At 71.0% G+C, this 24,236-nt stretch carries 27 protein-coding genes and 1 pseudogene; 14 read left to right on the top strand and 14 right to left on the bottom strand.

Annotated elements, in window-relative coordinates; all coding sequences use genetic code 11:
• Nucleotide 1: 1 nt before the first annotated feature.
• From AB0K05_RS22710 to AB0K05_RS22745, 8 genes are all read right to left on the bottom strand, one after another.
• Complete coding sequence (locus AB0K05_RS22710; protein ID WP_364231352.1) at nucleotides 2–661, bottom strand: HAD-IA family hydrolase; 660 nt, start codon at nucleotides 659–661, stop codon at nucleotides 2–4.
• Entirely contained in the window at nucleotides 658–1,593 is a 936-nt protein-coding gene (locus AB0K05_RS22715) for a hypothetical protein (RefSeq protein ID WP_364231354.1), read from the bottom strand. The genes AB0K05_RS22710 and AB0K05_RS22715 overlap by 4 nt, the downstream gene beginning before the upstream one ends.
• Before the next feature lie 2 nt (nucleotides 1,594–1,595).
• Nucleotides 1,596–3,143 (bottom strand): FGGY family carbohydrate kinase, encoded by a 1,548-nt coding sequence (locus AB0K05_RS22720; RefSeq protein WP_364231356.1) that lies wholly within the window; start codon nucleotides 3,141–3,143, stop codon nucleotides 1,596–1,598.
• Nucleotides 3,143–4,204 (bottom strand): ABC transporter permease, encoded by a 1,062-nt coding sequence (locus AB0K05_RS22725; RefSeq protein WP_364231358.1) that lies wholly within the window; start codon nucleotides 4,202–4,204, stop codon nucleotides 3,143–3,145. Before AB0K05_RS22725 ends, AB0K05_RS22720 begins: the two co-directional genes overlap by 1 nt.
• Nucleotides 4,205–4,226: 22 nt before the next feature.
• Nucleotides 4,227–5,819: a sugar ABC transporter ATP-binding protein gene (locus tag AB0K05_RS22730; RefSeq protein WP_364231360.1), complete on the bottom strand. Its 1,593-nt coding sequence runs from the start codon at nucleotides 5,817–5,819 to the stop codon at nucleotides 4,227–4,229.
• Nucleotides 5,820–5,870: 51 nt separating this feature from the next.
• Nucleotides 5,871–6,878: a substrate-binding domain-containing protein gene (locus AB0K05_RS22735; protein WP_187280984.1), complete on the bottom strand. Its 1,008-nt coding sequence runs from the start codon at nucleotides 6,876–6,878 to the stop codon at nucleotides 5,871–5,873.
• A gap of 140 nt (nucleotides 6,879–7,018) precedes the next feature.
• A complete protein-coding gene (locus AB0K05_RS22740) occupies nucleotides 7,019–8,113 on the bottom strand; it encodes an SDR family oxidoreductase (RefSeq protein WP_364231362.1) in 1,095 nt (364 codons plus the stop codon).
• Nucleotides 8,110–9,129: an alcohol dehydrogenase catalytic domain-containing protein gene (locus tag AB0K05_RS22745; protein ID WP_364231365.1), complete on the bottom strand. Its 1,020-nt coding sequence runs from the start codon at nucleotides 9,127–9,129 to the stop codon at nucleotides 8,110–8,112. The genes AB0K05_RS22740 and AB0K05_RS22745 overlap by 4 nt, the downstream gene beginning before the upstream one ends.
• Nucleotides 9,130–9,357: 228 nt before the next feature.
• Between AB0K05_RS22745 and AB0K05_RS22750 the strand changes: the two genes are divergently transcribed.
• From AB0K05_RS22750 to AB0K05_RS22770, 5 genes are all read left to right on the top strand, one after another.
• Nucleotides 9,358–10,218 carry a transketolase gene (locus tag AB0K05_RS22750; protein ID WP_364231368.1) on the top strand — a complete coding sequence of 287 codons (861 nt, stop codon included), beginning with the start codon at nucleotides 9,358–9,360 and terminating at the stop codon, nucleotides 10,216–10,218.
• Nucleotides 10,215–11,261, top strand: a complete 1,047-nt coding sequence (locus AB0K05_RS22755) for a transketolase C-terminal domain-containing protein (protein WP_222708835.1) — start codon at nucleotides 10,215–10,217, stop codon at nucleotides 11,259–11,261. The genes AB0K05_RS22750 and AB0K05_RS22755 overlap by 4 nt, the downstream gene beginning before the upstream one ends.
• Entirely contained in the window at nucleotides 11,251–12,045 is a 795-nt protein-coding gene (locus tag AB0K05_RS22760; RefSeq protein WP_148029720.1) for an SDR family oxidoreductase, read from the top strand. The genes AB0K05_RS22755 and AB0K05_RS22760 overlap by 11 nt, the downstream gene beginning before the upstream one ends.
• Nucleotides 12,046–12,085: 40 nt before the next feature.
• Nucleotides 12,086–12,916 (top strand): IclR family transcriptional regulator, encoded by an 831-nt coding sequence (locus AB0K05_RS22765; RefSeq protein WP_148029721.1) that lies wholly within the window; start codon nucleotides 12,086–12,088, stop codon nucleotides 12,914–12,916.
• Nucleotides 12,917–12,997: 81 nt separating this feature from the next.
• Nucleotides 12,998–13,543 (top strand): 2,4'-dihydroxyacetophenone dioxygenase family protein, encoded by a 546-nt coding sequence (locus AB0K05_RS22770; protein ID WP_148029722.1) that lies wholly within the window; start codon nucleotides 12,998–13,000, stop codon nucleotides 13,541–13,543.
• Nucleotides 13,544–13,599: 56 nt separating this feature from the next.
• Here AB0K05_RS22770 and AB0K05_RS22775 read toward each other — a convergent pair whose 3' ends face one another.
• Nucleotides 13,600–14,019, bottom strand: a complete 420-nt coding sequence (locus tag AB0K05_RS22775) for a peptidase inhibitor family I36 protein (RefSeq protein WP_364231373.1) — start codon at nucleotides 14,017–14,019, stop codon at nucleotides 13,600–13,602.
• 215 nt (nucleotides 14,020–14,234) lie between these two features.
• Between AB0K05_RS22775 and AB0K05_RS22780 the strand changes: the two genes are divergently transcribed.
• Nucleotides 14,235–14,879, top strand: coding sequence for a glycoside hydrolase family 3 N-terminal domain-containing protein (locus AB0K05_RS22780; protein ID WP_364231376.1), 645 nt, complete (start codon nucleotides 14,235–14,237; stop codon nucleotides 14,877–14,879).
• On the opposite strand, the gene AB0K05_RS22785 is transcribed toward AB0K05_RS22780, so the two are convergent.
• From AB0K05_RS22785 to AB0K05_RS22800, 4 genes are all read right to left on the bottom strand, one after another.
• On the bottom strand, nucleotides 14,798–15,397 hold the full coding sequence (locus tag AB0K05_RS22785) for an NAD(P)H-binding protein (protein WP_364231379.1): 600 nt from the start codon (nucleotides 15,395–15,397) through the stop codon (nucleotides 14,798–14,800). The two genes, AB0K05_RS22780 and AB0K05_RS22785, sit on opposite strands and share 82 nt — an antisense overlap.
• A 65-nt stretch (nucleotides 15,398–15,462) precedes the next feature.
• Nucleotides 15,463–16,680, bottom strand: a complete 1,218-nt coding sequence (locus tag AB0K05_RS22790; protein WP_364231382.1) for a DUF5685 family protein — start codon at nucleotides 16,678–16,680, stop codon at nucleotides 15,463–15,465.
• 74 nt (nucleotides 16,681–16,754) lie between these two features.
• Complete coding sequence (locus AB0K05_RS22795) at nucleotides 16,755–16,931, bottom strand: hypothetical protein (RefSeq protein WP_219543872.1); 177 nt, start codon at nucleotides 16,929–16,931, stop codon at nucleotides 16,755–16,757.
• A 13-nt stretch (nucleotides 16,932–16,944) separates the two neighbouring features.
• A complete protein-coding gene (locus tag AB0K05_RS22800; RefSeq protein WP_187280989.1) occupies nucleotides 16,945–17,136 on the bottom strand; it encodes a hypothetical protein in 192 nt (63 codons plus the stop codon).
• Between the two features lie 369 nt (nucleotides 17,137–17,505).
• Here AB0K05_RS22800 and AB0K05_RS22805 point away from each other — a divergent pair, with 369 nt between their 5' ends.
• Both AB0K05_RS22805 and AB0K05_RS22810 read left to right on the top strand, forming a co-directional pair.
• Entirely contained in the window at nucleotides 17,506–18,303 is a 798-nt protein-coding gene (locus tag AB0K05_RS22805; RefSeq protein WP_364231386.1) for a hypothetical protein, read from the top strand.
• A gap of 54 nt (nucleotides 18,304–18,357) precedes the next feature.
• On the top strand, nucleotides 18,358–19,332 hold the full coding sequence (locus tag AB0K05_RS22810) for a GlxA family transcriptional regulator (RefSeq protein ID WP_271278022.1): 975 nt from the start codon (nucleotides 18,358–18,360) through the stop codon (nucleotides 19,330–19,332).
• A 12-nt stretch (nucleotides 19,333–19,344) separates the two neighbouring features.
• Here the strand turns inward: AB0K05_RS22810 and AB0K05_RS22815 are convergent, their stop codons facing one another.
• Complete coding sequence (locus AB0K05_RS22815) at nucleotides 19,345–20,244, bottom strand: CHRD domain-containing protein (RefSeq protein ID WP_364231390.1); 900 nt, start codon at nucleotides 20,242–20,244, stop codon at nucleotides 19,345–19,347.
• A 260-nt stretch (nucleotides 20,245–20,504) separates the two neighbouring features.
• On the opposite strand from AB0K05_RS22815, the gene AB0K05_RS22820 reads away from it, so the two are divergent.
• The 6 genes and pseudogenes from AB0K05_RS22820 to AB0K05_RS22845 form a co-directional block, all read left to right on the top strand.
• Nucleotides 20,505–21,722 carry an ammonium transporter gene (locus AB0K05_RS22820; protein ID WP_219543876.1) on the top strand — a complete coding sequence of 406 codons (1,218 nt, stop codon included), beginning with the start codon at nucleotides 20,505–20,507 and terminating at the stop codon, nucleotides 21,720–21,722.
• Nucleotides 21,722–22,117: a fluoride efflux transporter CrcB gene (gene crcB, locus AB0K05_RS22825; protein ID WP_364231393.1), complete on the top strand. Its 396-nt coding sequence runs from the start codon at nucleotides 21,722–21,724 to the stop codon at nucleotides 22,115–22,117. Before AB0K05_RS22820 ends, crcB (AB0K05_RS22825) begins: the two co-directional genes overlap by 1 nt.
• Nucleotides 22,114–22,491: a fluoride efflux transporter CrcB gene (gene crcB / locus AB0K05_RS22830; protein WP_271278020.1), complete on the top strand. Its 378-nt coding sequence runs from the start codon at nucleotides 22,114–22,116 to the stop codon at nucleotides 22,489–22,491. Before crcB (AB0K05_RS22825) ends, crcB (AB0K05_RS22830) begins: the two co-directional genes overlap by 4 nt.
• A 128-nt stretch (nucleotides 22,492–22,619) precedes the next feature.
• Nucleotides 22,620–23,552: an urea transporter gene (locus tag AB0K05_RS22835; RefSeq protein ID WP_364231397.1), complete on the top strand. Its 933-nt coding sequence runs from the start codon at nucleotides 22,620–22,622 to the stop codon at nucleotides 23,550–23,552.
• A gap of 9 nt (nucleotides 23,553–23,561) precedes the next feature.
• Complete coding sequence (locus tag AB0K05_RS22840; RefSeq protein ID WP_219543880.1) at nucleotides 23,562–23,867, top strand: urease subunit gamma; 306 nt, start codon at nucleotides 23,562–23,564, stop codon at nucleotides 23,865–23,867.
• 40 nt (nucleotides 23,868–23,907) lie between these two features.
• A pseudogene (locus AB0K05_RS22845) lies at nucleotides 23,908–24,204 on the top strand (urease subunit beta); the annotation flags it as partial.
• Nucleotides 24,205–24,236 lie beyond the last annotated feature (32 nt).

The raw sequence follows: 24,236 nt of genomic DNA on the forward strand, positions 1-24,236 counted from the left end.
CTCACCGGCCGCCGGGCAGGAGTCCGGCGAGATCACCCGGGGCGGCGGCGACGGCCAGCGCGGGCCGGGCCGACGCGAGCTCATCCGGGTAGTAGCCCCAGCCGGCGCCGACGAACGCGGTCCCGGCGGCGATGGCCGCCTCGGCGTCGTGCGGGCCGTCACCCACGTAGGCGCAGTCGCCGGCCGACCATCCGGCGCGGCGCAGCCCGTGCAGGATCGGCTCGGGCGACGGCTTGCGCTCGACGGTGTCCTCGGTGGTGACCACCACGTCGAACAGCGGCAGCAGGTCACGCGCGCCGTGCACGTGGCGCAGGTCGTGCTCGGTCCGCTCCCGGCCCTTGTTCGTCACGATGCCGAGCCGCAGCCCCTGCCCGCGCAGCGCGTCGAGCATGTCGGCCGCCCCCCGGTAGAGGACGACCTTCCGGTGACCGTCCTCCAGGTAGTGGCGCTCGTACCGGGACACGCACTCGGGGGCGCGCTCGCCCGCGACCTCGGCCATCACCTCGCGCATCCGCCAGCGCATCACCCGGCCGAGACCGAGCTCCAGCAGGGACTCCCAGCCCTGGGGGACGGGCGCGAGTGCCGCCCGGTAGCAGTCCAGGATCGCGGGACGGGAGTCGACGAGCGTCCCGTCGAGGTCGAAGAGCACTGCCCGCGTCATCGCGTGACCTCCCTGAAGGCGAGGAACCCGGCCGGGTTGGCGACCAGGGTCAGCTCGGCCAGCTCGTCGCCCAGGGCCTTCCTGATGGCGTCGAGGCAGGGGCCGAGCCCCGGCGAGCCGCCGTAGGCGCGCTGGTAGGAGCCGCGGCCGAGGTCGCCGGAGACCATCACCCGGGTGTGGCCGGCGTCCACGAGGCGCCGGACCATCGCGGCCCGGTCGGTGTCGTGGCCGTACTTGTCCTTGGTCCACTGGTCGAGCCCGAGCCAGGCGCCGCGGCGGGCCAGCGAGAGGAGGTAGTCGGCTTCGAGGTTGCGGTCGAGGTGGCCGACGCACACCTGACCCAGGTCGAGCCCGGCGGCCTCGAAGACGTCGAGCTGCTCGTGGCCCAGGCGGCCCGCCTGGGTGTGGGTCAGGATCGGCGCCCCGGTCTCCTTGGCGGCGATGGCCGCCGCCGTGAGGACCTTGCGCTCGACGTCCCACATCTCCTCGGTGGAGCAGGTCCCGGCCTTGATGGCGCCGGCCCGGGTGTTCTCCGGGCCGAACCCCGTCAGGATGTCGGTGACGAAGCCGGCGGCCAGCTCCTCGCTGGTCCGCCTGGACGTGCCGGCCGGGTAGTAGATGCCCTTCTGCAGGCCGGTGCCCTGGACGATGTGGGCGCCGGTGGCCCTGGCGGCGGACAGCGCGGCCGTGACGTCGCGGCCGTAGTCGACCGTGGTGAGCTCGACCAGCCCGCCGCCGCCGGCCTCGACGAAGTCGGAGACCTCGGCGGCGGCGCCCTCCGCGGTGCCGAACTCCAGGTCGGGATCCCGGTGAACGGCGTAGGCCGGCGGCGCCGTCAGCAGGTGCTCGTGGATGAGCATCGCTCCCAGGGACTCGGGTGACACGTCACCGAGCACCGTGCGGACCAGCCCTGCCGGTTCTGCGGTGTACACGATCAGTCCTTTCCTTGGTTGCCTGCGCGGCCGAAGCCGGCGAACAGCTCGCGCGCCGCCGCCTGCGCGCGGAGGAAGCGGTCGAACGCCTCCCGGTGGGGCTCGGCCAGCCCGGGGTCCGGCTCGACCCGGCCGACGGTGCGGACCATCTCCGACACCGCGGTCTCCAGGTCCTTCCAGATGCCGACGCTCACGGACGCGAGGATGGCGACGCCGAGCGCGGCCGACTCGCTGGTGGTCACCAGCTCGACCGGCACCTGGAGCGCGTTGCTGAAGGTCTGCCGCCAGACCCGGCTGCGCGCGCCGCCGCCGGTCAGCCTGAGCAGGCTCAGGTCGTCGCCCTGCCGCCGGTAGCAGTCCATGGCGGCGTACACCTGGCCCTCGTAGACGGCGCGGAGGATGTCGCCGCGGGTCGTCCCGTGCTCCAGGCCGAGCATCACCCCGCGCACGTTCCCGTCCTTGAAGGGCGCCTGGACGCCGGCGGGAGAGAGGTACGGCAGGAACGTGAGGCCGTGGCCGGCCTCCTCCGACGCCAGCGCCTCGGCCTCGACGGCGGCGAAGTCGGACTCGGCGCCGCCGGCGAGGTCGCGGCAGAACGTGCGCACGGCCCAGTCGAACGTGCCCGCGCCCGCGGTGTGGGCCAGGCACCGGATCCAGTGCTCGCCGTCGGGCGACGGGTACACCCAGCCGACCCCGCGCAGGTCGTCGTCCAGGTAGCGGTTGACCATCTGGTTCAGCCAGCTCGTGCCCAGGACCGAGACTGCCTGGCCGGGCATGACGACCCCGGTGCCGAGCATGGCGGAGATGGCGTCGCCGAGTCCGTTGGCGACCGGCGTGCCCTCGGGGATGCCGGTGGCCAGCGACGCCTCGCGGGTGACCGTACCGATGATCTCCCCGGACGGGCGCACCTCCGGCGCCCGGGAGAGGAACGCCTCCGCCCCGACCAGCTCCATGAGCCGCGGCGAGATCCGGCCCGTGGCGATGTCGCCGGGCATCAGGGACACGTCGGTCGGGTCGGTGACGACGCGCCCGGTCAGGAACGACTGGACGTAGTCCTTGGCGCAGGCGAAGTAGCGGGTCCTGGCGATCACGTCCGGCTCGTGCCTGGCCAGATGCCCGAGCAGGAGCATCGTCATGCCGGGCAGCGCGCTGGTGGCCGAGATGTCGAGGTACTCCTCGTACGGCGGGCTCGCCTCGAAAGCCGTCAGCGTGTCCAGCGTGCGCGCGTCCGGCCAGGCGATCGCGTTGCGCACCGGCCGGCCGGTCTCGTCGAGCAGCCAGGCGCCGGTCATGTGACCGGACACGCTCACCGCGGCGATGTCGGAGGCGCGGCCGGGCAGCGCGGCGACCGCCTCGGCCACGGCGTCCATCGTGCTGCGCAGGCTCACCGCGGGATCTTCCTCGTGCCAGCCCCGCCGAGGGCTGAGCACCTCGATGAAGCGGGCCGCGCGGGCCAGCTCGTTGCCGGTCTCGTCGAAGACCGCCGCCTTGGTGACGGTGGTCCCCTTGTCGATGCCGACGATCAGCCTGCGGCCTTCGGGAACGCTCATCAGTGGCCTGCTCTCCTTCCGGACACCATGCGCCGGGCGCTGGTGCTCATGCCGACGGCCGCGATGAGCAGCAGGCCCTGGAAGATGAACTGCGCGGACGTGGACACGCCGTGGATCGCCATGCCGTTGAAGCCGACGGCCACGGTGACCACGCCGATCACGGTGCCGACGACGTGGAACTCGCCGTCGCGCAGGCACGCGGAGCCGAGGAAGGCCGCCGCGAACGAGGACAGCAGGTAGCCCTGGCCGCCCGCGATCTGCCCGCTGCCGACGTTCGCCGTGATCAGCACGCCGCCGGCGGCGGCGAGGACGCCGCACACGACGAACGCGAAGATGACCACCCGGTGCACGCGGATGCCGCTCAGTTCGGCGGCGGTCCTGTTGCCGCCGACGGCCTGCCACTCCAGGCCGAGCGAGGTGCGGTTGAGCAGCAGCCAGAGCACCCCGGCGACCACGAAGAGGATGACGATCGGCCACGGGATCGGGCCCAGCTTGCCCAGGTAGACCTGGATCAGGTCCATCCCGGAGGCGTCCAGGCTCTGCGGCACGCCGGCGGTGACGATGTAGGTGGCGCCCATGACGACGCTGCCTATGCCCAAGGTGCCGACCAGCGCGTTGACGCCCAGTTTGGTCACGATGAGGCCGTTCACCAGGCCGACCAGCGCCCCCACGGCGATGACCAGCCCGATGGCGCCGAGTTTGCCCCCGGCGGAGCCCGCGTACAGGCCCGCCGTGAGCACGCCGGCGAGGCTGGCCGTGTAGCCGATGCTCAGGTCGAACTCGCCCACCACCAGGACCACCGTGAGGCCGAGCGCGATCACGACCGAGATCGTCGACTGCAGGAGGATGTTCTGGAAGTTGGTGAACGACAGGAAGCGGCTGCCGTCCAGGAAGGAGAAGACGAGGACGAGCAGGATGAGGACGAGCAGCGTGCCGTAACGGCCGAGGAACTTGACGGCCTTCAGCGTCATCGAGCTCGCGCCCGCCTGCTCAGCCCGATGCGAGCCAGGTGGCGGCGCGGCGGGCTGCTGGCCAGCCGCGGTGTGACGGACGGTGTTCATGGAACTCTCCTGGATCGTCTTTCTATGCCTGCTCGACGGCGGCCGCGCCGGCGCGCAGGAAGCAGAGGCGGGTCAGCTCGTCCTCGTCGAAACCGTCGTCGTTGTCGAACTGCACCGTGGCGCGGCCCTCGACCATGACCACGATGCGATCGCAGTACTCCAGCTCGGCCAGCTCGGAGGAGACGTAGACGACGCCGACGCCCTGGTCGGCGAGGCCGCGCACCATCTGCTGGAAGTCGTAACGGGCGCCGACGTCCACGCCCCGGGTGGGCTCGTCCAGCAGGAGCAGGCGCAGCCCGTCGACGGTCGCCCGGCCGAGCACCACCTTCTGCTGGTTGCCGCCGCTGAGCGACATGATCGAGTCGTTCAGCGACCGCGCCTTGAGCCGCAGCGACTCGGCGAGCCGCTGGGCCGACTCCCGGTAGCGGGACCGCCTGCTCAGGATGCCTCCCGGCCCGCCGCCCAGCGTGCGGAAACGGGAGCTGGAGAAGTTGAACACGATGTCCCGCTGGGTGAAGATCGCCTGGGCCAGGCGTTCCTCCGGCACCAGGACGACGCCCTGCTTCAGCGCCCTGGCCGGGTCGCGGGGCTGGTAGGCCCGGCCGCCGAGGCTGATCTCGCCGGACACGACCCGGCGGAGCCCTACCAGCGCCTCCAGCACCTCGGTCCGGCCGGCGCCGACGAGGCCCGCGATGCCGACGATCTCGCCGGGGTTCACCTCGAACGAGACGTCGTCCACGCGGTTCTGCAGCCGGAGACCGCTGACCGTGAGCAGCGGCCCGTCAGGGCTCGCGCTCTTCTTGACCGAGGCGGCCGGGGCCGTCGTGGTGCGTTCGGCGCGGCGCCGGTCACCGCCCGCGTCGTGGGCGATGAGATCGGCGAGCGCGTGCTCGTCGACGCCCTCCATCGGGCCGTCGTGCACCCGCTGGCCGTTGCGCAGCACGGTGATGGCGTCGCACAGCCGGCTGACCTCGCCAAGCCGGTGACTCACGAAGATGACGCCCGCGCCGGCCTCGACGCGGCGGCGGATGATGGAGAACAGCCCGCTCACCTCCTTCGGGCCGAGCGAGGCGGTCGGCTCGTCGAGGATGAGCAGGCGTCCGCTGCCGACCAGCGTCTTGGCCAGCGCCACGGTCGCCTGGTGGGCGGGGGACAGCTCGCGCATGACGGCGTCCAGCGAGATGTCCAGCCCCCATTCCTCGAACAGCTCCGTGTACGCGCGCTCGCGTTCCTTGGCGCCGGCCAGTTCGGGATGGAGGTAGCGGCCGAGGTGGAGGTTCTGGCGCACGCTGAGCGCCGGGACGATGGCGAGCTCCTGGTGGGCCAGGCGCACGCCGGCCGCCGCCGCCTCGCGGATGCTGCCGGGGCGGAACGGGGCGCCGTCGATGGCGAAGTCTCCCTCGTCCGGCTTGGCGAGGCCGGCGAGGATCTTCACCAGGGTGGACTTCCCGGCGCCGTTGGCGCCGAGCAGCCCGTGCACCTCCCCGCGCCCGACGGTGAGGTCGGCACCGCGCAAGGCCTGGACGAGGCCGTAGTTCTTCACCGCGCCCCGCACCGACAGCAGGGGCGCCGGATCGTCTCCGGCCGCCCGCGCGGCCGGATGCCCTGTCGCCATCACGTATGACTCGCCTCCCTCGTCAGGCCTTGGTGGTGGGTCCCGGTACCGCTAGCTGAGGAGATCCGGGTTCTCCTGGAGCGTCTGCTCGATGTTGTCCTTGGTCAGCAGGACGCTGGGCGCGGTGACGTCCTTGGGCTGCCACGAGCCGCCCGCGTCACGCCACTCCTTGATCATTTCCACGATCTGCTCGCCGGCCTTGTCGACCTGGATCCACAGCACGCCGGTCGCGTAGCCGTCCTGGATGGCCTGGATCGCGGGCTTCGAGATGTCCCAGGTGTAGAGCGGGTAGGGGCCGCGGCCGGCCTGCTTCTCGGCGGACACCGCGCCGATGGCGGCCTCGGAGAAGCACGGCCAGATCATGAAGGTCGTCTGCCCGTCGTCGGGGTGCGCCTGCAGCCAGGCGGAGGTGGCCTCCTGGGCCGACTGCTCGCCGCCGGGGATCTTCACTTCCTGGCGGGTGACGTTGACGTTGGACAGCCCTTCGAGCTTGGCGTCGAGGTCCTCGGCCCTGGACCGGCACGGGGCGCCGGGGGTGTAGCGCAGCTGGAGCAGCTCGACCTTCGGCTTGTCCTTGATCGCCGCGATCACCTCGTCGTTGACGTTGGCCGCCGCGACGAGCTCGACCGCGCCGGCCTCCCCGCCTCCGGCCAGCCCGCCCGCGGTCGAGAAGACCGGGATGTCGGCCGCCTTCGCGGCCGCGAGGCCGGCGGACAGCTGGTCGGGAGTGTAGGTCTGCACGATGATGGCGTTCACGCCGCTCTGCACGAGGTTCTGCATCGCGGAGATGGCCTTGGCGGGGTCGCCGTCGGAGTTGATCTCCGTGGTCTCCCAGCCGATGCTCTTCATCTTCTTCTGGGCGGCGGTGCGCTCGTTGAGCGCGGTGATCTGCGTCGCGTCGAGGGCGACGATGCCCACCTTGAACGGGTCGCCCTCCGCGGGCGTGCCCGCCTGGTCGGTGGAAGGGCTGGACCCGCATGCGGCGACCACGGCCGCCAGGGCGCCCATGGCGGCGAGCGCGCGGATCCTGCTGAACCGACGGGCCGACTGTGCGATCACGTCTTCTCCTGTCTTATGGCGTCGTACGAAGAGATGCCGTCGCATTCGATCCCGACGTAGCGCTAAGCGGGACGTGGACCGTTTGCTGGAGCCGTTTGTCCAACTCAGTGGACATATGACATCAGAGTGGGAATGAGATTTCAAGGGTGTATATAGGGCAAGATATGGCGTTTGCGCAGGTGAGCGAGCCAGTACCGGAACGACTCCTCGGTGTCGAGGCAGTCGTGGAAGCCCGCCCGGCGCAGCTTGACGGTGCTCAGGAACTTCGGCGGCATCGGCTTCTCCGACCCGTACGCGAAGCACTTGTCCGCGTAGTGGTGGGACTCGCCGAGTAAGGCCGGCAGGGGCGTCGGGCGCAGCCCGTGCTCCCGCACGATCTCCTTCCACACGTGCTCGTGCCGGGGCAGGAAGTCCGCGAGCGCCCGGGGTGTGTCGGCCGCCGGCTCCATGCCGAGCTCCGCCGCGATGGCGGGCCACAGGTCCCGCCACTCGAAGACGTCGCCGTTCGTGATGTTGAAGGTCTCTCCCCGGGCGGCGGGCGACGAGCGGGCCCACGACAGCGCCGAGGCCACGATCCGCGCGTCGACCGCCTCCCAGACGTAGGACCGCCCGCCGGGGAAGCCGAACGGGAGGCCGAGTCTCGCGCAGAGCGCCGCGTAGACGCCGATGACGGGGACCACGTTCATCGCCGAGCCGGTGGCTCCGCCGACCAGCATCTGGGGGCGGAAGATCGTGAGGTCGAAGCCGTGCCGGTCGGCCGCCTGCCTGAGGTGGTCCTCCTGCAGCCAGTAGAAGTTCGGATGGGGGTCGCGCGGCTCCCGCTCGCGTGACGGGATCCGGCGGGGCGGATGGACGTGCCCGCCGTACGCCTTGGCGCCCTGCATGAGGCTGACGTGGCGCAGGACCGGCCGGGGCGCGCCGACGAGCGCTTCGACGAGGTTCGTGAGCATGGCCAGGTTGGTGCGCATCTGGTCTTCCTGCAGCCACCCGGCCACGAGCCCCGGCTTCTCGAACAGCGCCGCGTAGACGACGTGCGTCACGCCCGCCAGCCGCCCCAGGACGTCCCGGCACGCGGCGGCGTCCGTCAGGTCCACGGCGACGTGCCGGAGCCGGGGGTGGGGAGCCACGTCGGGAGGCCGCCGCGACAGGGCGACGACGTCGGTCCCGTCGGCCAGGAAGCGTTCGACCGCGGCCTGGCCGATGACGCCCGAGGCGCCCGCCACCAGGACGGTCATGACACGTCACCCGCCGCGATCAGGGTCTTCATCAGCCCCGCGGGCCCGTCGCCGAAGACGCGGCCGGGCGCCTCGCGCACCGGCACCACGTCGCTGACCAGCGCTTCCAGGGGCAGCCCCGCCGTACCCATGAGGTTGACGGCGCGGGCCATGTGGTCGCCGGTGTAGACGCGGGAGCCCACCAGCGTCTGCGCCTTGAGCATCACCTGGGACATGGGCACCCGGGCCGGCCGGTCGGTGAGCGCGCCCACCAGGACGGTGCCGCGGGGCCTGGTGACCTCGGCCGCGGCCGCGTAGGAGGAGTCGGCCCCCGACACCTCGAAGCTCACGTCCACCCCGCCGGGCGCGCGGCTCTCGCACCAGGAGGCCACGTCGGCGCCGAGCGGGTCGGTGACGGTCATGCCGAGCTCCGCCAGCAGCTCCCGCCGGTCCGCGCGCGGCTCGGCGACCAGCACGGCGGAGGCGCCGGACAGCCGGGCCACGAGGCCCAGCAGCGCGCCGATGGGCCCGCCGCCGAAGATCATGACGACGTCGCCGACCGCCACACCGGCGCGGGAGACCATGTGGACCGCCACCGAGAGCGGCTCGGCGAGCGCCGCGACCCGCGGCGGGACGCCGTCAGGCAGCCGGTGCAGGCGGTCGGCCGCGACCACCACGTGGCTCGCCGCGCCGCCGTCGCGGTCGATGCCGTAGAGCCCGAGCGCCTCGCAGATGTGCCGGTGCCCGCGGCGGCAGGTGCGGCAGGTCCCGCAGCTGATGAGCGGCTCGACGGCGACCGGGTCGCCGGGCCGGAGCCCCGCCCGGCCGAGGTCCCCGCCGACGGCGCGCCCGGCCATCTCGTGACCGATCACCACCCCCGGCCGGACCCGTGCCAGGCCGCCGCGGACCAGGAGGTGATCGGTCCCGCAGACGCCGACGTGGCCGACTTCCACGAGGACCTCGCCCGGACCCGGCTCGGGCTCGGGCACGTCGCGGATCTCGACCGCGCCGGGACCGGCGTAGACCAGCGCCTCCATGGCGTTCCTTCCGTTGGGTCGGGGCGATGACGAGCAGCGTGGCAACCAGAACGGGCGATGTCAATGAGTAGGACACACATTCGTTGAATGAGACAGAGTTGTTGTCTACTCTCATGGCTTGAGAGTATGTGTCATTGACTGAGCCTTGTACATCGTTCATAGTGGGACCAGGCAGCTCTGGATGGCTAGGCCGCCGATGGTCTGACCTCATGAAAAGGAATCGACTGCATGCCCGCAAGTGAAGGCGCGTCCCTCACGACCTCATCGGAGGTGGTCGAGCGGATCCGCGAGCGCGCCCAGTTCGTCCGCCTCGAGACCGTCCGCCTGATCTCGATCGCGAAGACGGGTCACTACTCGTCGACGTTCTCGTGCGCGGAGATCCTCGCGACCTTGTACTACGGGGTGCTGCGCCTGCGCCACGGAGACCCTCAGTGGCCGGATCGCGACCGTTTCGTCATGGGCAAGGGCCATGCCGCCGTCGGGCTCTACCCGATCCTGGCCGACCACGGGTTCTTCGACCCCGAGCTGCTCGACGGCTACACGCGCCTCGGCAACCCGCTCGGCGACCACCCGGACATGACCAAGGTCCCGGGCTGCGACTTCAGCTCGGGCTCGCTCGGCCACAACCTCTCCGTCGGCCTCGGCATGGCGCTGGGCGCCCGCATGACCGGGCGTGACTTCAACGTCTACGCCCTGCTCGGCGACGGCGAGCTGCACGAGGGCCAGATCTGGGAGGCCGCCGCGGCGGCCGGTCACTACGGCCTGGGCAACCTGGTGGCGATCGTCGACCGCAACGGCTACTGCCTCGACGGCAAGGTCGACGACATCATCACGATCGAGCCGCTCGCCGACCGCTGGCGGGCCTTCGGCTGGGACGTCGTGGAGGTCGACGGCCACGACGTGCCGGCGCTGCTCGACACGCTGCTGCGGCTCCGCGACGGCGAGCCGGCCAAGCCCACGGCCGTCATCGCGCACACCGTCAAGGGCAAGGGCGTCGGCTTCATGGAGCGCGACTTCGGCTGGCATCTCGGCTGGCTCGCCGAGCAGGACGAGGCCGCGGTCATCCGGGAACTGAAGGGCGAGAAGTGAACCTGAACACCGACAGCCTCGTCCCGCGCGGAGCCGATGGGCAGCCGCTCGCGGAGGGCTCCTGGCACATCCCCAGCATGCTGCTCAAGTCGCCGGGCCTGCTCGCGCTCGGAGAGCAGCTGGGCGCCCTGGTCGACGACGGCGAGCCGGTCGTCGTGCTCACGCCGGACCTGTCGTTCTCCAACGGCCTGTGGGCGTTCCACGAGCGCCATCCCGACCGGTTCCTGCAGCTCGGGGTGAGCGAGCAGAACTCGGTGTCCGTCGCCGCCGGTCTGGCCACCACCGGGCTGCGGCCGTACGTCACCGGCTTCGCCTCGTTCCTGGCCCTGCTGTGCTGCGAGCAGATCCGCACCGACATCGCCTACACCCGGCAGCCGGTCCGGCTCATCGGCCACCACTCCGGCATCACCTTCGGCTTCTACGGCACCTCGCACCACGCGACGGAAGACATCGCGATCATGCGTACGATCGCGAACATGACGGTCGTCGCGCCCGCCGACCACGTGGCGATGGGCGTGCTCCTGAAGGCGTACGCCGACCACCCGCTGCCGGTCTACTTCCGGATGGGCCGCGGCCGCGAGCCGCTGGTGTACGAGCCGGACGACGAGCGGATCCGGCCGGGTCAGGCGATCGTGCACGCCACGGGCGACGACCTCACCATCATCGCCACCGGCACGACGGTGCATCCGTCGCTGCTGGCGGCGGAGGAGCTGCGCGCCGAGGGCCACAGCGTCGGCGTGATCGACCTGCACACGATCAAGCCGCTGGACGAGGCCGCGGTCGTGGCCGCCGCCGAGGGGTCACGCGGGCTGATGACGGTCGAGGAGCACAACGTCTACGGCGGGCTCGGCGGCGCGGTCGCCGAGACGCTCACCGACCACGGGATCGGCGTGCCCCTGCTGCGGCACGGCATCCGCGACGAGTACGCTCCCATCGGCCCGCCGACCCATCTCTACCGCCACTACCGTCTCGACGGGCCGGGCATCGCCGAAGAGGCCCGCGCGTTCCTGAAGTCGGGGAGGATGACCTCCGATGTCCGCTGAGACGGCTCGGCCCGTCGCCCTCGTCACCGGCGCCGCCCGCGGGCTGGGCGCCGCCATCGCGGTCAAGCTGGCCGCGGACGGCTTCGACCTCGTGATCGCCGACCTGAACGGCGAAGGCGCCGCCGCGGCGGCCGACGTGGTGGCGAAGGAAGGCGGCACGGCCGTCGGGGTGCACGCCGACGTCACCGACGACGACAGCGTCGGGCGGCTGCTGGAGGAGGTGCGCTCCCGCTTCGGGCGGCTGGACGCGCTGGTCAACAACGCCGGCGTGATCGCGCGGGCGGCGGCCGAGAGCTTCCCGACCGAGGGCTTCATGAAGGAGCTCGACGTCCACCTCGGCGGCGCCATGCGCTGTTCCCGCGCGGCCTTCCCGCTGCTGGAACGCAGTCCCCGGGCCGCGATCGTCAACCTGGCGTCGGTGGGGTCGACCTTCGGCCTGCCGCTGCGGCTCGCTTACACCACGGCCAAGACCGGCGTCTCGGGGCTCACCCGGGTGCTGGCGGTCGAGTGGGGGCGGCGCGGCATCCGGGTGAACGCGGTGGCGCCGGGCTACATGGACACGGACATGTTCCGCTCCGGGCTGGTCATGGGCGTCCTCGACGAGGAGACCCTGCTGCGGCGCACCCCGCTGGGCAGGTTCGGCAGGCCGGAGGAGGTCGCGGACGCCGTGGCCTTCCTGGTCTCCCCTCAGGCGGCGTTCGTCACCGGGGTGGTGCTGCCCGTCGACGGAGGCATCACGGTCGACGGGACCTTCCACCGGGAGGACGACTTTCCCGATCGTTGATCCGACTATTGTCACGCGACCACCAAGATAGGGTTGTTCCATGAGAGGACAGGCTTCGCCAGGCACCCCCTCCACCAGTGACGGGGAGCCGGTCGGCCTGCTCGACAAGGCGTCCGCCATCCTGGAGATCCTCGCCCAGCGCGAGTGGGTCAGCGCGGCGGAGCTCGCCGAGACCCTGGGGGAGCCGCGCAGCACCATCCACCGGCTGCTGCGCAACCTCGCCTCCCTCGGCTGGGTCGAGTCAGGCACCCGCGGTCAGTGGGGGATCGGCCTGCACCTGTTCCGTCTCGGCTCCGGCGCGGTCCGCCGGATGGACGTGCGCCGTGCGGCCCTGCCGCACATGCAGCACCTCCACGACGAGAGCGGCGAGACGGTCTTCCTGTGCATCCGGCGCGGTCTCGACGCCGTCTGCGTGGAGCGCCTCGACGGCCGCCGGGTGCAGAGCCTGGCCCTGCAGCTGGGCGGCTCCATGCCGCTCCACCTGGGCGCCGGGCCGATGGCGATCCTGGCGTTCTCTCCCGAGGACGTCTATCGGGAGTGGCTGCTCGACTTCGCGGAGAACGGCTCGAAGGACGGGCCCACCGCGGCCGAGATCAACGAAGAGGTCAAGGTCACGCGCCAGCGCGGCTACGCCGTCTCCGACCAGAACGTCACCCCGGGCATCGCCGCCGTCGGCGCCCCGGTGTTCAACTTCCGCAACGAACTCGAGGGCGCCCTGTCCGTGAGCGGCCTGCGCGACGTCATACTCGACCCCGCCAACCGGCTGGCCGAGCTCACCGTCGAGGCCGCCGAGCGGGCGTCGCGAGACCTGGGCTGGGCCCGGCCCGCCGCCTGGTGGGGCAAGCCCCTGCCGTCCGACAACCACCGATAGCACGACCCTTCCGGCGCCGGCTCCCGTACGGGAGCACCGGCGGCGTTCCCGCCTGCGCCGATCGAGAAAGGACCGACCATCATGACGGACACTCCGGACGCCGGCAGGATCCGCGACGAAGCCGCGATCCCCTACCGCGGCCCCCTCCTGCCGAACACCGTGGACGACCTCGTCGAGCTCGGCGCGCTGGACGTCGAGTGCGACGAGCGCCTCTGGGTGCCGCAGGCGCCCGACGTGACCTTCAGGCCGCTCCTGCTCAGCGCGACCCAGGGCTACTTCGTCAACATCCTGCGGGTCAGGAGGTCCGGCATCCTGTCGCGCCACCGCCACGCCGGCCCCGTCCACGCGACGACGCTCCGGGGCCGCTGGCACTACCTGGAGCACGACTGGTGGGCCGAGGAGGGCAGCTACGCCTTCGAGCCGCCGGGCGACATCCACACCCTCGAAGTCCCCGAGGGCGTCGAGGAGATGCGGACCCTGTTCCACGTCACGGGCGCGTACATCTACGTCGACCCGGACGGCAACCCCACCGGCGTGGAGGACGTCTTCTCCAAGATCGAGAACGCCCGCCGCCACTACGCCGAGGTGGGGCTGGGCGCCGACTACGTCGACCGCTTCATCCGCTGAGCGACGCCCCCGGCCGTTCGCCGGCCGGGGGCGCGGCCGTCATCTCGAAGAGCCGGTCATCTCGTAGAGACGGTGGGGGAGTCCTCGCCGGGCGGCGTGCCGCACGACGGGCCGTTGGGGCCGCCGATGCGGACGGACTCGAAGAACTCGCGGTAGGTGGCGAAGAAGTTGCCCTTGGAGCCGGCGCGGGTCACGGCCGTGCAGCCGGTGTAGTTCGCCCCGGAGTAGAGGTGGACGAGGGAGCTCGTACGGTTCCAGTCGGAGTTGGCGCGGTTGGCCATGCCCAGCGCCGCGAGGTCGGGGGTGTCGGCGGTGATCTGGATGATGTCACCGGTGCCGTCGAGGCCGGAGAACATGCAGTAGTTCCCCGGCTGGCACCGGTCGTAGCCGTCGGCGGCCTGTGCGGGAAGGCTGGTGAGTGCGGCCATGGCGACGGCCGCGATCGGAACGGCCAGCAGGTGAAGCTTCTTGCCCATCGATCCTCCGTGGGTGAAACTTTCTTTCGGCAACGGCTTGACCATACATGGCGCGATCTTGTTAGGGAAGGGTGAAAGTTTCACTCCATCGGGCCTGTGGTACGCCCTGGCTGGACCGCTCCCGCGCCCGCCGACGTCACCGCCTACCGCCTCGGGTCCGTGCTGTCGGGCGGCGGGTCCGCGCCGTCACCAACACTCCGGCTGCCTGGGCGGACATGTACGACAGGTTCCAGAACGCGGAGCTGGCCACCCCGCTCGGCATCCCCATCCTGTACGGGGTCGACGCCGTGCACGGGCACAACAACGTCCACGGGGCCACGATCTTCCCGCACAACATCGGGCTCGACGCCACCCGCGACCCCGCCCTGGTCCAGCGGATCGGCCGGGCCGTGGCCGAGGAGATGGCCGGGACCGGCACCGGCTGGAACTTCGCCCCGTGCCTGTGCGTGGCCCGCGACGACCGGTGGGGCAGGACGTACGAGTCCTTCGGCGAGACGCCGGAACTGGCCGCCTCGATGGCCACACTGGTCACCGGCCTGCAGGACGGGACCCCGTCCGTGCTGGCCACCGCCAAGCACTACATCGGCGACGGCGGCACGGCCGGCATCCCCCTCGTGGTGGTGCTGGTGTCCGGCCGCCCGCTGGACGTCGCCGAGCACCTGTCCGGCTGGGACGCGCTGGTCGCCGCCTGGCTGCCGGGCACCGAGGGGCAGGGGGTCGCCGACGTGCTGTTCGGCGACGTCGAGCCGACCGGCAAGCTGCCGATGGTGGGTCCGGTTCAGGCCCGGGCGCCGCACACGCCCGGCGTCCTGCCGATCATGGCGTCGTCCTCGGCCGCGTCCAGGAGCGCCGTCGCGTAGTCGGCGCGGGGCAGCGTGGCCTCGCCGCCGGTGGCGTTGGCCTCGAAGTCGACGTGCAGCCGGCCGTTGGCGGGTTTGCCGGTCAGCATGGTGGCGCGGACGATCGTCCAGTCGAGGCCGGAGACCTCCAGCATGCCCTCGGCCCGCGCCAGGTCCACGTAGGCCGATCGGAAGAACAGCCAGGCCAGGCCGACGGCGAGGCGGGGGCGGGTGGCGGGGATGGAGCGGCTGCTGGTCATCACCACCCTGCGCACGCCGGTCTCGCGCATCGCGGCGATCAGCGTCCTCGCGATGCCGCTCGTGCCCACCGCCGAGATGACGGCGTCCTGGCCCGCCACGGCCTCGCGCACGGCGGGCAGGTCGGTCGCGTCCCCGGTCACGACGGCGCGCAGGCCCTCGCGCCCCTTCAGGAGCTCCGGTTTCCGGGTGAACGCCGTCACCTCGTGGCCGCGCGCGACACCCTGCTCCAGGACGTGCGCACCGGTACGGCCCGTCGCCCCGATCACTAACAGTCTCATACTGCCTCCTTCTATATTGCAAGATGCAATAGAGCAGCATGCAGTGTCAAGTTCCCTACGAGGGATCAGCAGTCGCAGGAGCACCCGTCTCCGCCGCAGCAGTTGCAGCAATTGCAACATTCGCCGCAGTTGCCGCAGGCGTCCCAGCCCGAGCAGTCGAAGCGCTGGCAGCAGGAACTCTCATGGTCCTCGTCCCACGCGGGCCGGTACAACCCGCACGTGCAGCAGGTCAGCGCGGCACACAACGAGGACAGCAACCCTCCGGGATCCCGCTTCGGCGGACGCTTGCCCGGCGGCGCCCCGGGATCACCGGGCGGCGTCTCAGGCGCCCGCCCGGACAAGCGCCCGGCGCGGTGGTCTCCCGCGAGGTGGTTCCCCGCGTGATGGCTTCCCGCACGGTCGTCTGCGGCGTGGTGGGGCTGTGCTTCACTGCCCTCCGCGATGGCGAAGGCTCGGGAGACGGCTCGGCCGGTCTCCCGTACCAGGAGGGCGCGTGCCAGGGAGGGGTGCGGCAGGTCCAGCTCGGTGACCGCCGCGCGGACGTCGGCGCGGGCGGCGTCGCAGTGGCGGCGGGCCTCGCGCAGGCCGGTGCCGGTGGCGGCGAGCGGGTTGTACGCGCCGGACGCTTTGTCGTCGGCCAGGTCCTCCACCGCGTCGATCAGGTGGGCCAGCCTGCCGAACCCGCGCCCGGCCGCCTCCAGGGCCGCCCGGTTGTGCGGCTTCCCCGTGAGCACCGCCGTGTGCCCGAAGGCGGCGGCCACGGCGTCCTCGGTGGGCCCGGTCAGCTCACGCAGGGCGCGGGCGGGCGCGCGTTCCAGGAGGGCCTGGCGGCTGGCCGCCGCCGTCAGCGGGGCTGGGTCGAACCCGAGCGTGCCCGCCATGGCCGTGCCCGCCGAGGACCAGCGGCTCGCCAGCCGGGTGGCTCCGGCGGCCACCGGACGGCGGGCGTACACGCCGTCCCCGTCCGCCACGTGGTCGCGTACCTTGCCCGCCGCCAGCAGCAGCGACACCGAGGCCGCCAGCCGCACCCCTTCGGCCTCCACCACGTCGGCGCCCTTGAAGCCGCGCAGCGCGCACGCGCCCGCCCGCCGGCGCGGCGCGGACGCGGGGGACTGGGCCTCGGTGAGGACGGACACGAGCAGGCCGTCGTAGTTGGTCACCAGGCGGGACAGGTGCCCGTGCTCGTCACGGAGCGCCAGGCAGAGCCCGCACAGATGGCCCATCCAGTCCGCGAAGAGTCCCTCGCACATGACGTGCCGGCATGGGCGGACAATGCCGAACATATATCCCCTTATGTGTCCAATGAGCGGCTAAACCGTAGCAGGACAGCTCCCGGGAAAGGCGGATCTCTCACGCGTCACGGGTCGAGCCTGTTCAGCAGTTTGGGCAGGGCCACCAGCGTCGCCCCGCCCGCCCCGCCGCCGCCGAGCAGGGCGGCCGGCCAGGGCGCGCCGGTGGCCAGGAAGAGCGCGCAGGTGATCGCGGCGATCATGATCGTCACGGTGAGCGTGAGCAACTGGCAGGTGGTGAACATCGGTCCTCTTTCTTCAGGCGCGGTCGTCGGCCCAGAAGTCGATGAGCTCTTCGGGGGTCATCTCTTCCGGGCGCACGGCAGGAGGTGTGCGCCCGGTCGCGAGCACCCAGGTCGTCAGGAGGGTGACCAGCAGGTGCTCGTCCGCCGGGCAGGGAGCGTCGGCGCGGTACGTGATGCTTGAGGGGCGAGCCGTGAGAAGCGGCATGGGGGCGCTGGCCTCCCGGAGGGCGGCGGTGGACGCGACCCATGGTGCGGCTCCGGGAAAGGCGCCGGCCAGTGGTGCAAACATGCCCGGACAGAGCCGGACGAGATCGACAACGAAGCGTCCCCGGGGGCAAACTTCCGCGATCGTACGAGGTCGTCCGGCTTGTTCCGGACTTATCCGGAAATCAGCCACCTAAGACGATCCCATCGGCCGTCTGACCAGCGGTACCACACCTGGTACGGCTGCGCCGGAGATCAATGAAAGTGGCCGTTGATGCCGAAATAGATGGATATCGGAAAACCGTCCAAACTGCGAGATTTTTTCTGCAAATATGGCGACAACCTGATCCGCTCGACACTTTCAAGGACGATGACTGAAACGCATAAGGGCGAGCACCACGCCTTCATAGCCCAGCTCATAGAGCTGCGGGAAGCGGCCGGGCAGCCGAGCTATGGCCGGATGAACCGGCTGTCGCGCGCGCCGGGCATCCCCAAGGAACTGCCCACGAGCACGCTCAGCGACATACTCAACGGCAAGCGGGAACGCCTCCCTGACTGGGAGCTGGTCTCCTCCTTCGTCACGGTCTGTCATCGCCACGCCGAGCAGACCGGCCTGCCGGTGGCCCCCCTCGGCACCGTGCCGCAGTGGCAGGCCCGCTGGCTCGCCGCCAGGAAGGAGCCCCGCGCGCAGGCCGGCGGCGCGTACGAGCCCCGCACGCACACGACCGGCACGTACGACCTCTACCGGACGCCCGCGGAGGAGGCCGACCGGCGCACCTCCAGGATGGTCGCGTACCTGGTCCGCCGGGCGGCCGAGGGCGACTCCGAGCCCGCCTACCGTCTGGCGATCATCAAGGCGCTGCTGGGCGAGGTCGCGGAGTCCCGGCACTGGGCCTACGTCGCGGTGCAGCGGCGTCATCCCGGCGCCGAGGCCTTCGACCGTCACCGGCCGCCGATCGACCTGGCGGCGGATCTGGCCTTCGCCTACGGCCGGGCCTACGAGCAGGAGGGCCCGTCCAAGCTCGACATCGCCAGGGCCTACTACAGGCTCGCCGCGGGACACGGCCACCTTCGCGCCGCCGAACGCCTGCGCGCCATGCGCGCCGTCCCGTTCGGCAAGCTGCTTCCCGCGCCCCTGCCCACCGACCACCGCCCCGGCCCCGGATGATCTGACCGCCGCCGGGGTCCTCCGCTCACGGCCCGCACGCCGTACAGTCTTCTCATGCACGAGCGTCGTGTCGTCGTCGTCGGCTATCCCGACGCGCAGCTGCTCGACATCGCCTGCGTGACCTCGACGCTGCAGAGCGCGAACTGGTACGGAGCCGCGCCCGCCTACCGGATGGTCATGGCCAGTCCCGGCGGCCATCCCGTCACCTGCGCCAGCGGCCTGACCCTGCAGGCCCACGAGGCGCTCGAACAGGTCAAGGGCCCGCTCGACACGCTGGTCGTCACCGGCGGCATCGGCTGCATGGCGGCGGCGGACAACCCGCGGATCCTCGCCCACGTACGCCGCCTGGCCAGGGAGAGCCGGCGGGTCGCGTCGGTCTGCACGGGGGCGGAGATCCTGGCGGCGGCGGGGCTGCTCGACGGGCGGCGCGTCACCACCCACTGGGAGTGGGCGCGGCATCTGGCCACGAAGTACCCGAAGGTCTCGGTCGATCCCGATCCGATCTTCGTCCGCGACGGCGAGATCGCCACCTCGGCCGGGGTCACCAGCGCCCTCGACCTCACCCTCGCCTTCGTCGAGGAGGACCACGGCCCGGAGGTGGCCCGGCGGGTCGCCCGCAACCTCGTCACCTACATGCAGCGGCCCGGCAACCAGGCCCAGATGAGCATGTTCACCGCCGCGCCCCCGCCCGGCAACGGCCTGGTCGAGCGCGTCATGAGCCACATCGTCGCCAACCTGGACGGCGATCTGACCACGACCACGCTGGCCGCCGGCGCGGGCGTGAGCGAGCGTCACCTGACCCGGCTGTTCCTCAAGCACGCGGGCCTGACGCCCGGCAGGTTCATCAGGCAGGCCCGCACCGAAGCGGCCGCCCACCTGCTGGCGGCCACGTCCCTGCCGGTGGCCGTGGTGGCGGCGAGATGCGGGTTCGGCACCGCCGAGACCCTGCGCCAGGCGTTCGTCGACCGCTACGGCGTCCCGCCGTCGCACTACCGGATGACGCAGTCCTCGACCGCCGCGTCCGGCTGAGACCCTGACGGGTCACCAGTCGCCGCGGTAGAGCTGGCCGCGGACGGCGCCGCCGGGGAACTGCTTGTTGTGCAGGTTGACGTACCAGTTCTTCGGGTTGTTCCAGATGCGGCGGCCCGTCGCCGCGGGGGTGGGCACGCTGCCCGCGACGCCGTTGACCCCCGCCGGTAGGCCCTTCTCCGCGGCGAAGAAGGGCACCACCACGGGTCCGTTCCTGCCCTTCGGGGCGCGGTGGATGTGCGCGGCGACCGGTGCGCCGATCCGCTTCCACGCGGTGGCGAACCAGACGCGCTTGCCCTCCGGCTGCACCAGCCATCCGGCGCGCCCGTCGCGGTCGCCGGACTTCGTGCCGGGCGCCGGCACCTCCTGGCGGCCGTTCGCCTGGGTGGTGAGCGTCTTGCCGAACCCGTGCGAGAGCACCGACTCCAGCTCCACCGGATGGATCCGGTAGAGCTGCGCCCGTACGGCTCCGGCGGCGAACTGGGCGTTGTGCAGGTTGGCGTACCAGTTGCCGGGGTTGGTGATGATACGGCGCAGCAGCCCGAGATCCTTCACCCGGACGGTGCCCTTGACGGCGTGCAGCGTGGCGGGCAGCGCCTGGCCGAAGAACGGCACGGTGACGGGGCCGTTCTGTCCCTTCTGGCCCCGGTGGATGTGGAACCCGCTGGGCGCGGCCACGCCGTGCCATCTGATGGCGTAGTCGACGCGCTGACCGTGGATCCTGAACACGGCGAGGGCGTCGCCGTCGGGGTCGCCGGCCTTCCCTCCCTTGGCGGGCACCTCGTTGGCGCCTTTGAGCGCCGCCGCCAGGTAGACGGGGGTGGTGGCCTGCGCCGAGACCGGGCTGAGCGAGGTGGCGATCAGAGCAGTGGCGGCGGCCAGGCCGGGAGCCACGAGGGTGCGCTTGTGCATCTTGACCCTTTCGCTGTTCTCTGTGGCTTGGTACGGCCGGCCGCGCCGCCGAGTTCAACGGCAGGAGTGTGGAAAAGTACGCACTCGCCGCCGCCGTAGATCATCCGGAGCGTCAAATTCCCGCATTTATCCCGATTTTTCGGGTTCCTGATAGCGAGTCTAATTTCGAAAGGAAATGGCAAAAGCGCCCCCATCCTCGGTTTTGATCCGCACTTCTCTGATCACTCCTGGAGAAGCAGGAAAAGAAACGAGGTCGAGCGATGCCGCCAGGTCTGAACACCGGAGACTCCGCGTGGGTACTCGTCAGCACCGCCATGGTGCTGCTCATGACCCCCGGACTGGCCTTCTTCTACGGGGGCATGGTCCGCGCGCAGAACGTCCTGAGCATCATCTTCATGAGCTTCGTCTCGATCTCACTGGTGACGATCGTGTGGTTCGCCTACGGCTACGGGCTGGTGTTCGGCCCTGACGTGGGCGGCGTGGGGCTGATCGGCTTCGGCGACCTGCGGTTCTCCGACATCGCGCCCGGCATGCTGCACGGCCGGGTGCCCACGTACGCCTTCGCGCTCTTCCAGCTCACCTTCGCGATCATCACCGTCGCGCTGATCAGCGGGTCCGTCGCCGGCCGGACGCGGCTCGGGCCGTGGGTGGTGTTCTCCGTCGTCTGGGTGACGCTGGTGTACTTCCCGATCGCGCACTGGGTGTTCGACCCGGCCGGGTGGATCAACAAGTGGGGGGTGCTCGACTTCGCCGGCGGACTGGTCGTCGAGCTGAACTCCGGCATGGCGGGGCTGGCCCTCGCCATCGCGCTCGGCCCAGGCGTCAGGTTCCGCAGGAAGGAGCCGCCCCAGCCGAGCAACATCCCCCTGGTCATGCTGGGTCTCGCCCTGCTCTGGTTCGGCTGGTTCGGCTTCAACGCCGGCTCGGCCATGGCCGACGGCAGGACCGCGGTCACCGCGTTCCTGAGCACCATGATCGCCGGAGCCGCCGGCATGCTCACCTGGCTGGTCATCGAGTGGTTCCAGTACCGGCACTTCACCCGGCTCGGCTCCGCCACCGGCGCGCTCGCGGGGCTCGTCGCCATCACCCCGTCCTGCGCCTTCGTCAACGTCGAGGGCGCGCTGGTCATCGGCATCGTCGCCGCCGTCGTGGTGTCGTTCGCCGTGACCTGGAAGCTCGTCCTCGGCTACGACGACACCCTCGACGTGGTGGGCGTGCACGGCGCGGGCGGCGTCGTCGGCACCGTTCTCATCGGCCTGTTCGCCACCGGTGCCACCGCCAGCACCACCAAGGGCCTGCTGTACGGGGGATCGATCACGCTGCTGCTCAAGCAGATCGTCGCGGTCATCGCGGTGGCCATCTACTCCTTCGTCGTCACCTGGGTGATCGGCAAGGTCGTGGACCGGTTCCTGCGCATGCGGGAAACCGAGGCCGAGCAGCTCGCCGGCTCCGACATGCAACTCGGCAAGGAGGAATGATGGCCGACGCCCCGCGCGTGGGGCGCGCCCTGGTGTTCGTCGCGGTCGGCGGCGGCTTCGGCGCGGTCGCCCGGTACCTGCTCACCGAGGCGCTGCTGGGCGCCTCCCACCCGCTGCCCTGGCCGACGCTGATCGTCAACACCGTGGGCTGCCTGCTGATGGGCCTGCTCACCGGCGAGCTGACCCGCCACCCGCTGCACCGCCAGCCGGTGAAGATGCTGCTCGGCACCGGCTTCCTGGGCGGCTTCACCACGTTCTCGCACTTCGTCGACGGGGTCAGGGAGCTGACGGTGGGCGGCTCGCCCGGCTGGGCCGCCGTCTACCTCGTGCTCAGCGTCGGGCTGGGACTCCTGGCCGTCTGGGCCGGCATCACGCTGGGAGGGAGCCGGAAATGATCACGGTCCTCGCCGTCTTCATCGGCGGCCTGGTCGGCGCGCCGACCCGCTACCTGGTCGACTCCTCCGTCAAGAGGAGGTTCGGGTCGGCCCTGCCGTGGGGGACGCTGACCGTCAACGTCATCGGCTCGGCCATCCTCGGCTTCCTGATGGGGCTCTCCTCGGTCGACGCGCTGCCTCACGCCGTGCTGTCGCTGATCGGCACCGGCTTCTGCGGTGCGCTCACCACGTTCAGCACGTTCAGCACCGACACGTACAAGCTGCTCTCGTCCGGCTCGACCGGCAAGGGGCTGATCAACATCGGCATGAACGTCGTGGCGGGTCTCGTCGCGGTGAGCCTCTGCTATCTGCTCGGCAGAGCCGTCGCGGGTTGATCGCGGTTAAAGAGTTAGGTGGCATTTTCTGATGATTGTCCAGCTAATGGCATTTGCGCTTTAGCGGGTACGCGCCAGGGAATGCTGCGGCTCGTTGAATCTTTGGAACCGGAGAACAGGGGCGGGCATTGAACGTCAAGGCTTCCGAGCTGCCGCCCGCGATAGTCCGCGGTGTCAGCCAGGTCGATTTCCAGGTCGATTACCGGACGGCTCTGTGCTTCATCGTCGCGCTGTTCGTCGGCGGCTGGCAGTTCGGGGTCTTCGGCCTGCTCGGCGCCGCCGTCGCCACGCTCACCGCCGTGGTGCTCGGCGTTTCGTCCGATCGGGTGACCGGCGGGCTGGAGGGCTTCAACGGGACGCTGATCGGCGTCGCGCTGGTGCTGTACTTCGACGTCCGCTGGGTGACCGTGCTGCTGGTGATCATCGGCGCGATCATGGGAAGCGTGCTGACCTCGGCGCTCGTCGCGCTGCTCGGCCCGTACAACCTGCCGACCTTCACCGCGCCGTTCTGCGCGGTCACCACGATCATGGTGATCGGCGCCCCGGCCTTCGAGCGGATCTGGAGGGGGCGCAGCATGGCGCCGCCGCCGTCGGCCGCCTATCCCGGGCGCGAGCTGACGTTCACCGACCTGTGGCAGGGCCTGTTCAACGGGGTCGGCCAGGTGTTCTTCCAGAGCAAGTGGTACGTCGGGCTCATCTTCCTGATCGGCCTGGCGTTCGCCGGCCGGCTCGTGGCCCTGTCCGCGCTCCTCGCCAGCGCCGTCGGCATCGTGGTGGCGATCGTGCTCGGCGCGCCCGCCGCCGACATCGGCGCCGGACTGTACGGCTACAACGCGGTGCTCACCGGTATCGCCCTGACCGGCACGTTCGTCGTCCTGTCCCGGCTCGGCGTGCTGTACGCGGTGGCCGGGGCGGTAGCGGCGACCGTGCTCACGGCGTTCGTCACCGACTTCTTCAAGCCCGTCGGCGGACACACCCTGACCTGGCCTTTCGTCATCGTCACCTGGATCTTCCTGGCGGCAGTGCCGGCGTTCTCCGGCCTGCGGCGCAGTCCTACCTAAGGAGAGCTGATGAACCTCGCCCCTCGCGAGATGGACAAACTGTTGATCTACGTGGTCGCCGATCTGGCGGCCAAACGGCGGGATCGCGGTCTCAAGCTGAACTACAGCGAGGCGGTGGCCCTGATCAGCGCCGCCGTCCTGGAAGCGGCCCGCGAGGGCAAGACCGTCGCCGAGTGCATGGAGCTCGGCAAGAACGTGCTCGGCGCCGGCGACGTCATGCCGGGAGTGCGCGAAATGCTCAAGCTGATGCAGGTCGAGGCGTCGTTCAAGGACGGCTCCAAGCTCGTTTCCTGCCACGACCCGATCGGCGGCTGACCGCCGCCCGACCAGAAGGGACCGGTTCGTCATGACGGACATGGACAGGGTCGTCTACGCCGACGACCCCATCGAGATCAACACCGGCCGGGCCACGGTCACGCTCACCGTGCGCAACACCGGGGACCGGGCCGTCCAGGTCGGGTCGCACTTCCACTTCTTCGAGGCCAACCGGGCGCTCAGCTTCGACCGCGAGAAGGCGTACGGCATGCACCTCGACATCCCGGCGGGCACCGCGGTCCGCATCGAGCCGGGCGACACCCATCAGGTCAACCTGGTCCAGTACGGCGGCGGGATGCGCATCGTCGGCTTCGCCGGCCTGCTCAACGGCGGCATCAAGGCCAGGGACGCCCGGACCCACGCGCTGCG

This window comes from Nonomuraea sp. NPDC049486 (genome assembly GCF_040676925.1).
Taxonomy (GTDB): Bacteria; Actinomycetota; Actinomycetes; order Streptosporangiales; family Streptosporangiaceae; genus Nonomuraea; species Nonomuraea ferruginea.

Bases quoted from the DNA above. Each gene is read 5' to 3' on its own strand.
- AB0K05_RS22725 (WP_364231358.1), bottom strand. From the start codon at position 4,204: ATGAACACCGTCCGTCACACCGCGGCTGGCCAGCAGCCCGCCGCGCCG.
- AB0K05_RS22775 (WP_364231373.1), bottom strand. From the start codon at position 14,019: ATGGGCAAGAAGCTTCACCTGCTGGCCGTTCCGATCGCGGCCGTCGCC.
- AB0K05_RS22785 (WP_364231379.1), bottom strand. From the start codon at position 15,397: ATGAGACTGTTAGTGATCGGGGCGACGGGCCGTACCGGTGCGCACGTC.
- AB0K05_RS22840 (WP_219543880.1), top strand. From the start codon at position 23,562: ATGAACCTCGCCCCTCGCGAGATGGACAAACTGTTGATCTACGTGGTC.
- AB0K05_RS22770 (WP_148029722.1), top strand. From the start codon at position 12,998: ATGACGGACACTCCGGACGCCGGCAGGATCCGCGACGAAGCCGCGATC.
- AB0K05_RS22795 (WP_219543872.1), bottom strand. From the start codon at position 16,931: ATGTTCACCACCTGCCAGTTGCTCACGCTCACCGTGACGATCATGATC.
- AB0K05_RS22720 (WP_364231356.1), bottom strand. From the start codon at position 3,143: ATGAGCGTTCCCGAAGGCCGCAGGCTGATCGTCGGCATCGACAAGGGG.
- AB0K05_RS22815 (WP_364231390.1), bottom strand. From the start codon at position 20,244: ATGCACAAGCGCACCCTCGTGGCTCCCGGCCTGGCCGCCGCCACTGCT.
- AB0K05_RS22790 (WP_364231382.1), bottom strand. From the start codon at position 16,680: ATGTTCGGCATTGTCCGCCCATGCCGGCACGTCATGTGCGAGGGACTC.
- AB0K05_RS22760 (WP_148029720.1), top strand. From the start codon at position 11,251: ATGTCCGCTGAGACGGCTCGGCCCGTCGCCCTCGTCACCGGCGCCGCC.
- crcB (WP_364231393.1), top strand. From the start codon at position 21,722: ATGGCCGACGCCCCGCGCGTGGGGCGCGCCCTGGTGTTCGTCGCGGTC.
- crcB (WP_271278020.1), top strand. From the start codon at position 22,114: ATGATCACGGTCCTCGCCGTCTTCATCGGCGGCCTGGTCGGCGCGCCG.
- AB0K05_RS22740 (WP_364231362.1), bottom strand. From the start codon at position 8,113: ATGACCGTCCTGGTGGCGGGCGCCTCGGGCGTCATCGGCCAGGCCGCG.
- AB0K05_RS22780 (WP_364231376.1), top strand. From the start codon at position 14,235: ATGTACGACAGGTTCCAGAACGCGGAGCTGGCCACCCCGCTCGGCATC.
- AB0K05_RS22800 (WP_187280989.1), bottom strand. From the start codon at position 17,136: ATGCCGCTTCTCACGGCTCGCCCCTCAAGCATCACGTACCGCGCCGAC.
- AB0K05_RS22805 (WP_364231386.1), top strand. From the start codon at position 17,506: ATGACTGAAACGCATAAGGGCGAGCACCACGCCTTCATAGCCCAGCTC.
- AB0K05_RS22820 (WP_219543876.1), top strand. From the start codon at position 20,505: ATGCCGCCAGGTCTGAACACCGGAGACTCCGCGTGGGTACTCGTCAGC.
- AB0K05_RS22745 (WP_364231365.1), bottom strand. From the start codon at position 9,129: ATGGAGGCGCTGGTCTACGCCGGTCCCGGCGCGGTCGAGATCCGCGAC.
- AB0K05_RS22810 (WP_271278022.1), top strand. From the start codon at position 18,358: ATGCACGAGCGTCGTGTCGTCGTCGTCGGCTATCCCGACGCGCAGCTG.
- AB0K05_RS22730 (WP_364231360.1), bottom strand. From the start codon at position 5,819: ATGGCGACAGGGCATCCGGCCGCGCGGGCGGCCGGAGACGATCCGGCG.
- AB0K05_RS22750 (WP_364231368.1), top strand. From the start codon at position 9,358: ATGCCCGCAAGTGAAGGCGCGTCCCTCACGACCTCATCGGAGGTGGTC.
- AB0K05_RS22765 (WP_148029721.1), top strand. From the start codon at position 12,086: ATGAGAGGACAGGCTTCGCCAGGCACCCCCTCCACCAGTGACGGGGAG.
- AB0K05_RS22710 (WP_364231352.1), bottom strand. From the start codon at position 661: ATGACGCGGGCAGTGCTCTTCGACCTCGACGGGACGCTCGTCGACTCC.